The 13,729-nt window shown below is 46.0% G+C and carries 13 protein-coding genes; 4 read left to right on the forward strand and 9 right to left on the reverse strand.

What is annotated here, in order from left to right:
- Nucleotides 1-111: 111 nt before the first annotated feature.
- The 3 genes from AC07KQ_RS08625 to AC07KQ_RS08635 all read right to left on the reverse strand — a co-directional run bounded on the left by AC07KQ_RS08625 (nucleotide 112) and on the right by AC07KQ_RS08635 (nucleotide 1,660).
- Nucleotides 112-258 (reverse strand): hypothetical protein, encoded by a 147-nt coding sequence (locus AC07KQ_RS08625; RefSeq protein ID WP_016387956.1) that lies wholly within the window; start codon nucleotides 256-258, stop codon nucleotides 112-114.
- A gap of 14 nt (nucleotides 259-272) precedes the next feature.
- Entirely contained in the window at nucleotides 273-671 is a 399-nt protein-coding gene (spxA, locus tag AC07KQ_RS08630; protein WP_003565949.1) for a transcriptional regulator SpxA, read from the reverse strand.
- A gap of 251 nt (nucleotides 672-922) precedes the next feature.
- A complete protein-coding gene (locus AC07KQ_RS08635) occupies nucleotides 923-1,660 on the reverse strand; it encodes an MBL fold metallo-hydrolase (protein ID WP_003575467.1) in 738 nt (245 codons plus the stop codon).
- A gap of 67 nt (nucleotides 1,661-1,727) precedes the next feature.
- On the opposite strand from AC07KQ_RS08635, the gene AC07KQ_RS08640 reads away from it, so the two are divergent.
- Nucleotides 1,728-2,234 (forward strand): monooxygenase, encoded by a 507-nt coding sequence (locus AC07KQ_RS08640; RefSeq protein WP_003575469.1) that lies wholly within the window; start codon nucleotides 1,728-1,730, stop codon nucleotides 2,232-2,234.
- A gap of 140 nt (nucleotides 2,235-2,374) precedes the next feature.
- Here the strand turns inward: AC07KQ_RS08640 and AC07KQ_RS08645 are convergent, their stop codons facing one another.
- Nucleotides 2,375-4,450: an ABC transporter permease gene (locus AC07KQ_RS08645; RefSeq protein WP_016387957.1), complete on the reverse strand. Its 2,076-nt coding sequence runs from the start codon at nucleotides 4,448-4,450 to the stop codon at nucleotides 2,375-2,377.
- Nucleotides 4,434-5,204, reverse strand: a complete 771-nt coding sequence (locus tag AC07KQ_RS08650) for an ABC transporter ATP-binding protein (RefSeq protein ID WP_016387958.1) — start codon at nucleotides 5,202-5,204, stop codon at nucleotides 4,434-4,436. The genes AC07KQ_RS08645 and AC07KQ_RS08650 overlap by 17 nt, the downstream gene beginning before the upstream one ends.
- Before the next feature lie 253 nt (nucleotides 5,205-5,457).
- Between AC07KQ_RS08650 and AC07KQ_RS08655 the strand changes: the two genes are divergently transcribed.
- Nucleotides 5,458-6,132, forward strand: a complete 675-nt coding sequence (locus tag AC07KQ_RS08655) for a response regulator transcription factor (protein WP_003565958.1) — start codon at nucleotides 5,458-5,460, stop codon at nucleotides 6,130-6,132.
- A gap of 11 nt (nucleotides 6,133-6,143) precedes the next feature.
- Nucleotides 6,144-7,244, forward strand: a complete 1,101-nt coding sequence (locus tag AC07KQ_RS08660; RefSeq protein WP_003579686.1) for a sensor histidine kinase — start codon at nucleotides 6,144-6,146, stop codon at nucleotides 7,242-7,244.
- A 148-nt stretch (nucleotides 7,245-7,392) separates the two neighbouring features.
- On the opposite strand, the gene nrdG is transcribed toward AC07KQ_RS08660, so the two are convergent.
- The 3 genes from nrdG to AC07KQ_RS08675 all read right to left on the reverse strand — a co-directional run bounded on the left by nrdG (nucleotide 7,393) and on the right by AC07KQ_RS08675 (nucleotide 10,850).
- Nucleotides 7,393-7,971 (reverse strand): anaerobic ribonucleoside-triphosphate reductase activating protein, encoded by a 579-nt coding sequence (nrdG, locus tag AC07KQ_RS08665; RefSeq protein ID WP_003576044.1) that lies wholly within the window; start codon nucleotides 7,969-7,971, stop codon nucleotides 7,393-7,395.
- A 199-nt stretch (nucleotides 7,972-8,170) separates the two neighbouring features.
- Nucleotides 8,171-10,417 (reverse strand): heavy metal translocating P-type ATPase, encoded by a 2,247-nt coding sequence (locus AC07KQ_RS08670; protein ID WP_016387959.1) that lies wholly within the window; start codon nucleotides 10,415-10,417, stop codon nucleotides 8,171-8,173.
- Nucleotides 10,410-10,850: a CopY/TcrY family copper transport repressor gene (locus tag AC07KQ_RS08675; RefSeq protein ID WP_003565966.1), complete on the reverse strand. Its 441-nt coding sequence runs from the start codon at nucleotides 10,848-10,850 to the stop codon at nucleotides 10,410-10,412. Before AC07KQ_RS08675 ends, AC07KQ_RS08670 begins: the two co-directional genes overlap by 8 nt.
- Before the next feature lie 236 nt (nucleotides 10,851-11,086).
- Here AC07KQ_RS08675 and AC07KQ_RS08680 point away from each other — a divergent pair, with 236 nt between their 5' ends.
- Entirely contained in the window at nucleotides 11,087-12,331 is a 1,245-nt protein-coding gene (locus AC07KQ_RS08680; protein ID WP_003577841.1) for an ISL3 family transposase, read from the forward strand.
- Nucleotides 12,332-12,457: 126 nt separating this feature from the next.
- Here the strand turns inward: AC07KQ_RS08680 and purD are convergent, their stop codons facing one another.
- Nucleotides 12,458-13,696 carry a phosphoribosylamine--glycine ligase gene (purD, locus tag AC07KQ_RS08685; protein WP_016387960.1) on the reverse strand — a complete coding sequence of 413 codons (1,239 nt, stop codon included), beginning with the start codon at nucleotides 13,694-13,696 and terminating at the stop codon, nucleotides 12,458-12,460.
- Between the last annotated feature and the right edge of the window lie 33 nt (nucleotides 13,697-13,729).

The following is a 13,729-nucleotide window of genomic DNA, read 5'->3' on the forward strand; positions in this document are numbered from 1 at the left end:
GCACCTCACTTTAGTCACGGAACCCTGGCTTCTGTGAATATCACATTACCACTTACTACATTATAGCAGATTTCGTACGTCAAGGCATTCTACCGCACGTTAGCGTGAGTATCAAGTAAAGCGCGCGGTCTTCAAACTTGGTTCAATCTTCACTCTAGTAACACTTGTTTTATCAACCTGCAGTAACATCGCGTTTGCGCCTTTCATACGCAAAAACCGCACCAAATTAGGCACGGTTTTTGCAAATGATTGGCTCATTAATAATTAGTTTTTTAAAAACCTGCAAGTAGTTGTGCTTGTTGTAGCTCCATTGTTCGGACAGAACGCGGCAAGAAGCGCCGAATTTCATCCTCGTTATAACCAACCTGCAGACGTTTATCGTCCATCATAATCGGGCGACGTAGCAAGCCAGGATACTTGGCAACCAGCTTAATTAACGTACCAGTTGACAAGTCATCAATATTAATACCCAGCTCCTGGAAGATTTTCGAACGTGTTGAAATAATTTCTTCAGTGCCATCTTCGGTCATTCTCAGTAACCGTTTGATTTCATCTACGTTCAATGGATCAGAAAAAATATTACGTTCCTCGAATGGAATTTTATTTTCCTTCAACCAGGCGCGCGCCTTCCGACAAGATGTACAACTTGGGGATGTATATAAAATAACCATTAGCGCTCGCTCCTTTTTCGTGACGAGGTACTTTTCATCTCTACAGGTATAGTATAAGAGATTGGACCGGCGCTAAGCAATCACATTTAGAAAAATAATTTTTTAAAAGCTGAAATTCCATATTAACGAATATTGACTATTGTCCATTTTATCAACAATTATGCTTATTCGTTTGCAATAAATAATACACGTTATAATAACCTCGATTTACACATCTTGTTATCATTTTAAAGTAAGGCTTATCAAGAGTATCAGATTGAGATTGTCAAGTCATCCTCTGCCAATTGAATTGGTATACCCCCAGCAGCAGTCTGTGCTTGCTGTTTCAAGGTGACAAGATCAAGCTGTTGTGGCAAATGTGTCAATAATAAGCGCTTTACTTGAGCGTCTTTGGCTAGTTTTCCCGCTTCTGGTGCTGTGAGATGCCAACGCGGTTGTGGCTGATCTGCTAGAAAATTGGTATCTGCCATCAAAAGATCCGCATCTTTAGAAAACGGTGCCAGTGCCGGGAAATAACGCGTATCACTTGTATTGACAAGTGTTTTACCAGTGACGTCTTCAACGATTCGAACAGCAAACGCTGGCACCGGATGTTGGGTTTCAAGGAAAGTTAACGTTAAAGGGCCGAGATGCAAAGTGCTGTCTGCCGTATAGCCTTTAGCGGTTGTATAAGGGCCAAACGTTAAACTGGCAAAGTTCAACGGGTCTTTTGTATGCCCATATATCGGCAACGGTGACACCTTTTTGTCCCCTTTTCGCAATTGATAATAGTACTGCAAAACACCGACATCCGCGATGTGATCATGATGGTAGTGAGTCAATAAAACTGCATCTAATTTTAATGGATCAAACTGCTGCTCTAGTGAAAGCAAGCCGCCGCTACCTAAATCCATCAATAAATGATAGTCACCACTTTCAATAAGGTAAGTGCTGGTCGCGTGACCCGCATCTGGGTAGCCGCCAAGATAACCTAAAACTGTCAATTTCATCTTGTTTTTCCTTCCTTTCAATGTGAAACCATTCAAAAAGCTTATAATGGATTTGGAGGTGGTCAGAATGTCCACAATACAAACAGTCTTCGGCAGCAAGTCGTTCCTTGTCAAACTGCTAGACGAACGTCATGACCCGCAATTGAAACTGTTGAAACCAGCTGAAGAGGGTTTGGATTACATGATCTATGACCCCAGCGGAAAAGCACACTTTTCCGCGCCCTTGCAATATGAAACCCTTGCGGATTTAGGTACGCCCGCCGACAATGGTTATATTCACTTCATGTACTTTAATTTGAGTAGCGATGACGTGAAAGTTTTCCTTGCCAAAATTAAGGATCTCATTGATAAGCATGATATTTTTCTTGGTCAGACTCAAGTCTTAGTCGCCCAGAAAGTCAAACACCCAGACGACTTTGTGGTCGTATCAGGTTGGCAATCCAGTAACGACTACTACGAGTTTAAGAATACGCCGGCCTTGTCAGCAGTCAAGGAGTTCATTCGTCGCGCGGCCTCCGCAAACGGCTTCCATCAGGCTGGCTATGCGGTGATTGATCCGCATCAGAAAAACTAAATAAGTTACATAGACGGCTTGTTAACGCCTATGAAAAATCCGAAGTCAATCACTTCGGATTTTTTATTGGCGCCTAATGCGCTTTTTAAGAATGCACTCGCTTGTGTAATTATTCAGATAGCCCACGGATAGCGCAGCAGCTAATCAATCGCCCAACGGGAAACAGGTTCATCTACCATGCGGGCAGTAATGTGCACAGTTGCCTCATAAAAAAGCCAATCGATAATTGCATAGATCAAAATCATCAAACCCAAATAACGCGAAGGCGGATTATCAAGATAAGTTGTCAAAACACTAATCATACAAAGCCCAATTGTTGTCCCGAAAAGAAACGGTACCGCAAAGACAACCGCAGCTTGCCGATAAATCGTTAAACGGAGTTGCCTCGGATCCATACCAAGATGTTTTAAAATTTGAAAATGTCGGGCCTCTTGGCGAGCTGCAATCACCTGTTTTAAAAGTAAAATGCTACCCGTAGCCACAACAAAAACGCCGCCGAGCAATAAAATCAGAAAGAACAAAAAGCCATACAAAGTGTTCACAATTCCCTGCTGGAAGGACTGAATTCCCAACGGATTGCGCCAAAAGTTCAAGGTAGTGCTGGCTCGATCTGTCACTCTCAAATCATTGCCATCCCGCTCAGAACTGCCAATATTGACATACTCTTGAAGATTTTGACTATTCTCCAAGTGCTGTAATTGTCGCAACGCAGCGGCGGTTGCTTTGGACTTAGGTAAGCGAGCCATATACAATCGATCAGTCGTTCCTTCAAGCATGTCAAACGTCCGATCACTGACAAGCAACCCCCGGTCAAAAAAATTGTTTCTGCCGGTCGGGAAAAGATTGGTTGTTCGTGTTAACAATAATGACGCATCGCTACCCGGCAATATGATGGCTCGATCAGGATTGCGGCGGGCACCGACTGGTCGGAAACTGGTTCGCGTTGGCAGCATTAGAAGTGCTTCGTTCCCACGAAGTCTAACAGGAGCTAAATAGTGCTGTAAGTGGGCAGCGCGTTGATAATCCCGCATCGCAATCACATTATAAACACCAGGTTGTTTTCGGACCTGATCGGCCTGATCTCTTAGTCGAATTTCGGCATACACAAGTTTCGAAGATAGGATAATTGCTTGAGTTGGTTTGACCTTAGCTTTTGCTAAAATTTTCGTGACATTATCCACGCCTGCCCCTGCTGCAACCACAGTCGTCGGAATCTCGCGCTGAACCAGATCCTGATTATATTGAAACAACATAGCAGAACTGCCAAGCATCGTAATCGTAATCGCACACAGCAATGTTGTTAGCCACAATGAATGCGCGTTCCCTTGAAGTCGTTTAATGATCAAATGTCTTGAGATGGCATGCGCATTGCGCGTCTTCATTTGACTTCGTTGCTGGAACCAAGCCACTATGCCAGGCAGAAACTCCTCAAAAACGAGGAAAAGTCCCAGCAACAAAGCCACTAGCATGAATCCCATTAACAATGGTGGAATCAAACGCCCCTGAGTTCGCGGCAGTATATGCATCAACACGCCACTAACTGGTAACAAATGGACCATCGTAAACAGACTGCCAGCCAACAAAACGACGCCAGCAATGCCAAGGGAAAACCGCCACCATGTTTGCGGTTTGGGAGCGGCCGAGACATCCTGCTGGCGAATAAAATTACGCAATGGGTTTTGAACATAAATGGCATTGATGCTGCCCACTAATAGGTAGACAACGCCCATTAAAATCACGACATCAACCATAGCTGGGAAAGAGAGCATCAAACTAATCGGTGTGTGCAAGGCCATCAATCGAATCAGCACCATGCCCAATAAAGGTGAGATAATCAATCCGAGTATGAGACCCAGAGCCATTCCGAATATACCGATCATTAAACTCTCAATACAGACTAACAATCCTAATTTGGCCCCAGACAAACCAAGCAAACGATATAGCCCAATCTCTCGATCACGACGAGCAATGAGTAAAGTGTTGAAATAAAGCAAAAAACTGATCGCAAAAAGTGCTAAGACCATCATCACAATCATCAATAGAATCGGAACAATATCCAGATCCCCAAGCCGCTTGCTGGCATCGCTCAAAATCGGTTCATTATTCGCAACCGCCCCAATGGCATACATAACGGCACTGATCAATGCTGCCACCAGTACCTGCAAGCCATCCTCGTGACGATGGCGCCGTAAATTTGTCTTAATCAGATGCCACACGGGTATGGCCTCCTCCACTGACAGTTGCTTCCATATCAATAATTCGGTCAAAAAACTGCTGGCGGGACTTACCACGCGTTACTTCAGCAAAAAATGCCCCATCTTTGATGAAGATGATGCGACTTGCGAAGCTCGCGGTGAAGGGATCATGCGTCACCATCAATATCGTGGTTTTTTCTTTTTCGTTTAATTGACGCAGATAGTTTAAAAAATCAGTTGCTGCTAATGAATCGAGGCTGCCAGTCGGTTCATCTGCCAACAAAAGATCGGGTTGGGTGATCACAGCGCGAGCAGCCGCGACGCGTTGTCGTTGTCCCATACTTAACTCCCCCGGAAAAGCCTCCAGAATGGGAGTTAAGTTAAGGTGATTCGCGACTGTCTGTAATCGTTCAGCACGATCAGGCTGAAGATCTTGCTGCAAGGTTAGCGGCAACAAAACATTTTGCGTCACTGTCATATCATCTAATAAGTTGAAGTCTTGAAACACAAAGCCAAGATGATCTCGACGAAAAGCCGCTTGTTGTCGTTCATTAAGGGCCTCAAGATCGTTCCCTGCAATATTGACTTTTCCGGTACTTGGCGTCTCAATCGTTGCTAAAATATTGAGCAATGTTGACTTTCCGGCGCCACTTGGTCCCATAATGCCGACGAACTCACCCGCGTTGACCTGAAAGCTAAGGTCGTTCAAAGCACGAACTCGATCATGCCGTTGTCCAAAAATCTTGCTCAAGTTAGATACTTCAAGAATTGCCATCGCGCACCTCCGCCATTATCATACCAAAAACGTGTTATGCATGTGCTGCCAACTCCCGTTAGACAAAGAATCTCGGGTTTGTTGCTCTTAGTTTACATTTTAAAGTAAATCCTGAAAACTTATTTATTAGAAGATTGCGGATTCCTAAAAGCCGGACAAACCCAGCTCATAAAAACTGGTCTTATTGACCTTGTTCGCGCTTGTGCTTCCTTCCCAAAACTTATACCATTAGAGCAGAAATGGAGTTGGTCACGTGTTTAAAATCATGATCGTAGAGGACGATCAGACGATTAGTGGGCTGATCGCTGATAACTTAAAAAAATGGCAATTTGATCCAGTTGTGGTAACCGATTTTAATGCTGTATTTGATGACTTTTTGCAAGAAAAACCCCATTTAGTCTTATTGGATATTAATCTACCAGTTTTTGACGGCTATTATTGGGTTCAAAAAATCCGTGAAGTATCAAAGGTCCCTGTGATTTTCATTTCCAGTCGTAACACGAATATGGATATGGTCATGGCAATGAATATGGGCGCTGACGACTTTTTGAATAAGCCGTTTGCCATGGAAGTGTTGATCGCCAAAATCAACGCCTTGCTTCGACGAACCTACAATTATGCTGATCAAGGAACCGATGTTTTGGAACACAACGGCTTGATGTTGAACCTCAAAAACGGTATGGCACAAATTGGCGAAAACGAAATTAACCTGTCAAAAAATGAATATAAACTGTTACAAATCTTGATCCGGCAACACGGTCAAATCGTCAGCCGTTCCCGGTTATTAAAGGACTTATGGCAAGACGAGCGATTTGTTGATGACAATACACTTACCGTCAACATTAATCGCCTGCGCAAAAAAATCGAAGAAGCCGGGTTGAAAGATTATATTCAAACCAAGGTTGGACAAGGTTACATCGTTCCTTAGGAGGCTGGCAGATGCGGTTTCGTGATTATTTAAAGGATCATTTAAGCCCGATTGGAGGCTATATTCTTTGTGTTGGTCTGGCGGCCTTGATCATCTGGCTTGACCCGCAGCATCGCGTTAAGGCCATGACGCTTTGGTACGCTGTGTTGTTAGTGACACTATTGGCCAGCGCTTTTTTGATCGCACGGTATTGGCGAGTACGGCGGTTCGCAGCTCGGCTTCAGGAACGGATCGATGCTCAGGAGGCTGCGTTAGATTGGCCCTTGCCTGGCGGTGAATCCGCAACCGAACAACTTGTGACGAAAACGTACAATCAAATTTTGACCCAGCATCGCCAACAAGTAACTGCCCTGCTAGCACAACAGCAAGATCAAAAAGACTTCATTGATTCTTGGGTGCACGAAATCAAAGTACCGCTCGCGGCAGTGACGTTGCTGGCCGAAAGTTTTGAGGGGCAAGTACCTGATGACAAACTGGATAATTTGAATCTGCAATTGGATCAAATCGAATTTTATGTCGAGCAAGTCTTGTATTACTCGCGTCTCGACAGCTTTTCAAAGGATTATTTGCTGCATGAGACATCATTGCGCCCGCTCATCAATGACGTAGTCGCCAACCAGCGGAACGGCTTTATCAATAAACGACTATCTTTCAGACTGAATGGCACCGATCAAATCGTATTGACAGACAACAAGTGGCTTCGCTTTATTCTTGCTCAGCTCATCTCCAATGCGGTCAAATATACGCCAGAAGGAGGCCGTATCACGGCTCTCATTCGTAACACTGGGAAGGAAACGCAACTACAGATTACTGATACCGGTATCGGCATCCCCAAAGATGAGCAACATCGTGTTTTTGAGAAGGGATTCACGGGTAGTAATGGGCGCCTTTCGAATCATAAGTCAACGGGATTAGGATTGTTCTTGGCTGAAAAGTTAGCTGAAAAACTTGGCCATCACTTGTCGTTAACCTCGGTAATCAATCAAGGTACCACGGTCACAATCCATTTTCCTTACGTGAGCTATTATGGTGAGGCCGATCAAACTGTGCACCATCCTGAATCCCACGCGATTGCTTTGCAAACCCAGACTAGGTCACATCCAGACAGCTGACGAATAAGATAGCATCAAGTAGTTGAATCAACCCTAGATCTCAAAATTGAGAGCCACCTATTCAACCAAATCGGCACCAGAGGCAAGCAGCCTCTGGTGCCGATTTTTTAATAGATTATCTTAATGTCTTTCGAATTGCCTGAACGAACTAACGAATCAGATTTTTCCACAACTTGACTTCGCCAGCCGCCATTGTTGCTGGTACGTCAATGATGCGCTGGTTAGCACTGCCACGAAACTGTAAGGTCAGATCCTTTTGCGCCAACAAAAAGCGACCGTCAACCAAAATATCGATCAATTTTAGCAACTCAAGTTTATCGTCTGAATCCTGAATCAATTCATCATACGTATAGCCGCTCCAGCTCCAAATGTCTTTCTCATGCCCGAATTCTTGACGAATTCGTTTGCACAAGCGAATGCAGACTTGCGTGTTGAGGAAAGGCTCGCCGCCTAGCAGCGTCAGACCCTGTACGTAACTTTGACTAAGATCGGTCATGATTTGATCCTCAAGTTCTTGCGTATAAGGTTTACCATAACGAAAATTTTGTGCAACCCGATTGTAGCAACCAGGGCAAGCGAAACGGCAACCGGAGACATATAAACTACACCGAACCCCTTCGCCGTCAACAAAGTTAAACGGTTTGTAATCGGCGATACGTTGCTGTGAAAGCTCACTGGCAAGCCATTCTTTAGGTTTGGGATTTTGGGGTAATTTATTTTCGATCATATGTCTGCCTTCCTTGAGGGTGCGCCAACCCACGTGGTGTCACGCACCCAGCTGTTTAGTCTTGTGAATCCACTTTTTTCATCGTATCACGTTTCACCCCCAAGATGTAGTATCAGTTGTACACAAAATGCCGGCCTGTCATCTATATCTTGACGACAGGCCGGCATTCTCTGATGCTATACTTCATACACGTGACTTATTAAGCGCGCTTTAAGTGCAATGTCATTGCATTCAAAGCCACAACAATCGTTGACAACGACATGATCGCAGCACCGACCGCAGGACTGAGAATGAAGCCAACGGGGGCAAGAATCCCTGCAGCAAGCGGAATCGCCAGAATATTGTAACCAGCACCCCACCAAAGGTTTTGAACCATTTTCCGGTTAGTTGCTTTTGCCAATGACAAGAAGTTGAGAATATCAGCCGGGTCACTATGAACTAAGACAACATCAGCGGTATCAATCGCGACATCCGTCCCAGCTCCAATTGCAACACCGATGTCTGCTTGAGCCAAACTAGGCGCATCGTTGACCCCGTCACCAACCATCATGACAACGCCCTGCTGTTGATAAGCCTTCACTTGCGCAACTTTGTCTTCAGGTTTTAACTCTGCTTGAAATTCTGTCAGACCAAGCTGACTGGCCACTTTCTTAGCAGTTTCATGGTTATCGCCAGTCAGCATCACAGGCGTAATCCCCTGCTGTTTCAACTCGGCAACAAATGCCTTACTGGAAGACTTCAACTGATCGCCTTCAGCCACCATGCCCAAAACGTGCTGACCTTTCAGCAAAAAGGCTAACGAATTTCCGGCAGCAGCCCACTGATCAGCCTGGGTTTTATCGTAGGTCAACTGATGATCCTGTAAATATCGGGCATTCACAATCTCATAATGAATGCCGTCGACTGTGCCTGACAGCCCGACACCCTTCATGACCTGAACATTTTCAGCAGCTGGCACTGTTAGCTTTTGCTCAATTGCTGCCGCTTTAATCCCAGTTGCAAGCGGATGCTCGGAATGACTTTCCAAGGCGGCCATGGTTGCTAGAATTTCTTCCTGACTCTGATCAGCAAAATGCAACGTTGTGGCAACCGTAAACTTGCCTTCAGTCAGCGTCCCTGTCTTATCCATTAGCATGTACTTGGCTCGCTTGGCTGTTTCAAGCGCTTGGCGATTGCGAATCAACAACCCATTCGTGGCGCCAATACTGGTACTTCGAGCAATGACAAGCGGAATCGCCAACCCTAATGCATGTGGACAAGCAATAATGAAGACGGTGACCATCCGTTCAAAAGCGGTGGCCAGGCCGCTTGGCATCCAGAGAATAAACGCCAGAATACCAACAGCTAACGCGGCATAGAACAACCAGCCGGCAACTTTGTCGGCCATGCCCTCGGCCTTACTTTTATTTGCTTGCGCACTTTGTACAAGCTTCATTACTTGGGCTAAATAGCCGCTTTCACCAGTACCTGTCACTTGGATTTCAATGACCCCATCTCCGTTGATGGAACCACCAATAACTTTATCACCGCCTGCCTTACGAACAGCCTTGGCTTCGCCTGTGACAAGCGATTCATTGACACTACTGCTGCCGCTTACGATTTCGCCATCAGCTGGCATTTGTTCACCGGCCAAAACCCGTAATCGCGTGCCAACCTGAACCTCTGACAATGGCATATCCATCACACTGTCGCCATGAACCACATGCGCCTGATTTGGCAATAATGCAGCCAATTTTTCAACCGCATTACCAGCCGCCATCACAGCATTCATTTCAATCCAGTGACCCAGCAACATGATCACAATTAAAGTGGCCAGTTCCCAGAAGAAGTCCATCACCATACCATGTGGCGCGATAAAGTGATTCATGACGAAAGCATAAAGCGAGTAACCGTACGCAACGGTGATCCCCATTGCGATCAAAGTCATCATTGCGGGCTGGCGACTTTGCAACTCTGATTTAGCGCCAGTCAAAAATGGCCAACCGCCATAGAAGAAAAGAAATGACGAAAGAATCAGGACAAGCCAATCAGACCCAGGAAAAACAATTGGCAATTGCAAAACGCCGAGGTGGATATCCATCCCCATGAACTGCGAAAGCAACAACACGGGTATCATGACGATCAAACTCACCCAAAACTTTTGCTTGAGATTTCCCATATGCATCATGTGACCCCCGCCATGATCCATCGAGCCGTGATCCATATGCATGTGATCCATCGCGCCGTGATTCATGTGCATCTGATCCATTGCTGCATGATCCATTGAACCCGGTTCCATCTGCATCTTCGCCATGCCAGCATGCTCTTCTTCAGAGTCGTGATCCATGTGCATGTGGTCCATATCGCCATGGTGACCCATCGCCATATGATCGTGATTCATTTGATCTTTTTTGTCAGTCTGTGATCTTTTCGTATCGTTCATCGCTTTCATTTCATCGTCATTCATGTGCAGCCTCCTTACAACCTTCTGGTAAACAATTACAACTAACTGTTTCCGGCGCATCGTGCTGCTTCGCTAAAAGCGTTTGTTGCAACATCTCAATATCATGTTTCGAAAGAGTGACGTTCGTCATCAAGTGATTGATGGCCGTGCCGATTTTCATTTGACAAAGATGGCTAAATAATTCCGCCACGGCGGCATCCATAGACTCTTGTTCACCCACTGCAGTGTGATAAAGAAATTCACGTCCATTTTTTTCAGTGGTTAAGGCGCCTTTTTTGACTAACCGTCCTAAAAAGGTTTTGGTCGTTGCCACTTTCCAGCCCATTTTTTCAGCAAGAATTGTTGCAAGCGTGCTACTTGTCAGTGGACCAAGTGTCCAAATAATTCGCATAACCTCCCATTCAGACTGGGAAATTTCAACTTTCGGTGTTTCCATCGCTTGCCTCCATTTACATCTGTAATCTATCAACATCTTTAATTTACAACTGTAAACCATAAAAGTCAACCGCAGTTTCTTGAGCGCACAAAAATACGGGTCTACACTTTCTGGTGTTGAGAAATAATCAACACTGAACGTGTAGGCCCTTTTTGGATAACGCAAAAAGACACCTACTCAGTGTCCATGCTATGCTTGTTAGCGTCGAAACCAAAAGCAAGCGAGGTTATGAGTAAATGTCCCAATACGATCCTACACTGTCCGTCCTTGGAATACCAGACCATAATATCAAAGTTGCCTTTGTTCGTCATGAATATCGCGGCAACGGGGTACGTCGCCGCCAGTATCATGTGATTGATGCCGAGCTGACTTACCGGTTAACCCGGTGCCCACTGTGTGGCTTTGAGGCCTTGCACCCTAACGGGTTTTATACGGCCCACGTGCGCGTCCTCAATGGGGTTGAAATGCCGACAGTCATTGACTTGCACAAGCAACGATGGCGCTGTCATAACTGTTACCACACAGTCAGTGCCAAGACGCCACTCGTGCAACCCAACCACACGATCGCCACTCACATGACAGAGCGAATCATGAAGTTAGCGCATGAACGGTTGCCAGTCAAAACCATCGCCCGTATTATCGGAATCTCAGCTTCCTCGGTTCAACGGATCATTGACCAAAATCTCAAACTCCGACCGGCTCGCCGGCTGCCCACGCGACTCTGCTTTGATGAGTTCCGTTCTACTCATGGCATGATGTCGTTTATCTGTCTTGATGCCGATTCACATCGTCTGATTGCCTTGCTTGGTGATCGATTCAACCGCACGATTAAAAACTTCTTCATCGCTCATTATTCACTCGCTGAACGCACTCGGGTCCAGACGGTCACCATGGACATGAATGCAGCTTATCAGACGATTATTCATGAGGTTTTCCCCAAGGCCCAAGTCGTCATTGATCGGTTCCATATCATTCAACTTGCGGCTCGTGCCCTTGATCAGGTACGCGTCCAAGCGCTCAAACAGCTTGATGACAAACACAGCCGTCCTTATAAGATCATGAAGACAAACTGGCGGCTTTTTCATCAAACTGCGCCTGACGCTAAACACAAACAGTTCCTGTTTGGTTTGAATGAATACGTCACGCAACAGGAGGCCATCGATATCGCACTTGATACTGAGCCCAAGCTCAAGCAAACCTACGAGACCTACTTAGCGCTTCATGATGCCTTGATGGTGAAGAAACATCCCACGGAACTGGCAAACCTGTTAGCTACTTACGAGCCAAACGGTACGGCAATGGACATGACGATCGCGACGCTTAAGCGACACAAAGTCGCTGTTCTCGCCGCTGTCACCAGCCCTTATTCCAACGGTCCGATCGAAGGGGTTAACCGCCTCATCAAGTCACTCAAACGATCCTGTTTTGGCTTCAAGAATCAGCTGAACTTCTTCAAACGAATCTACCAAATCACGGCATAACATGACAAAGACGGCTCCCCAAATGGAGAACCGCCTCAAATGATAAATTTATTCTTCAACACCAGTTGACGTAGAGCCAAAAATACCCCGGCTAGCCAGCCGAGGCGCGATTGTATTCATTCACTTTTACAGTGTGTGGAACCCAATATCAGTGCGATAATCCAAAACGCCTTGAATTTTCTCCATGGCTGTTTTTGCCGCTTTAACGGCATCTGGCAAAGACTCCGCCCCAGCTACTACGGAGAAGATTCTACCAGCATGACTTTCCCAGCCGTGGTCACTTTTCGCCACTCCTGCTGGCAGCCAAGTTCCCTCTGGCCAATCTGTCGGCACAATGACGGGAACTGTCTTGAGCTCGCTGCTCGGGTACGCAGGATTAACGGCAACAAAGCAAGCATAGGCCTTATCGCTCAACGTCAAACTAGGTTGGCGGTTTGCTAATAAGTCGCTAATCAGTTGATAAAAATCATTTGTGATTTGCGGCAGCAGGACTTGCGTTTCTGGATCGCCAAAACGCATGTTATATTCCAAAATCTTCGGTCCGTCAGGTGTGAAGATCAGTCCAATGTACATGACCCCTTGACCATCTAAGCCATCAGCCTGCATGCCCTTTAACGTTGCATCCACAAGTTGATGGGCAGCGGTTACTTGATCATCGTTAAATTGCGGTAACGGACTAATCGCCCCCATTCCGCCTGTATTAGGACCACGATCATTGGCAAAACGCCGCTTGTGATCCTGCGAAAGCGGTAGAACGACACGCTTTTCACCATTAAACAAGGCCATGACAGAGGCCTCTTCACCCGCAAGATATTGCTCAAGTAACACGGTTGCGTCTGGATGATCGGCATACATTTTTTCAATCGTTTCATCCAGCGTTTCAGCGTCTTGAGCAATAACGACGCCTTTCCCAGCAGCCAAACCGTCCTTTTTCAAGACCAAAGGCAAGCCCATTGTCGCGGCTTCGGCATGGGCATCAATAGCATTGTGAACTGTCTTGCTGGCGGCAGTCGGCAACTGATGGCGCGCCATAAAATCCTTGGCAAACGTTTTGCTGGCCTCTAACTGGGCAACTTTCTTGGTGACGCCAAAAATCGGTTGATCAGCTGCCTGAAAAGCATCGACAATCCCAGCGGCTAACGGCACTTCGGGACCCACAAAAGTCAGATCAATTTGGTGGGTCTCAGCAAAGTCAATCAACTTGGTAAAGTCATTGTCATCAATGTTGATCGGATCAACTCCCAGCAAGGTCATTGCCGGATTACCTGGCGCCACATAGACATGATCAACTTGCGGAGACTGTTTGAATTTTAAAGCAAGGGCACTTTCCCGGGCGCCGCCGCCAATGATCAAAACCTGTTTCATCGTATCCTCCTAGTGTATTTGCTGGTGGAGAAG

This window comes from Lacticaseibacillus sp. YLM2-1, from assembly GCF_056583465.1.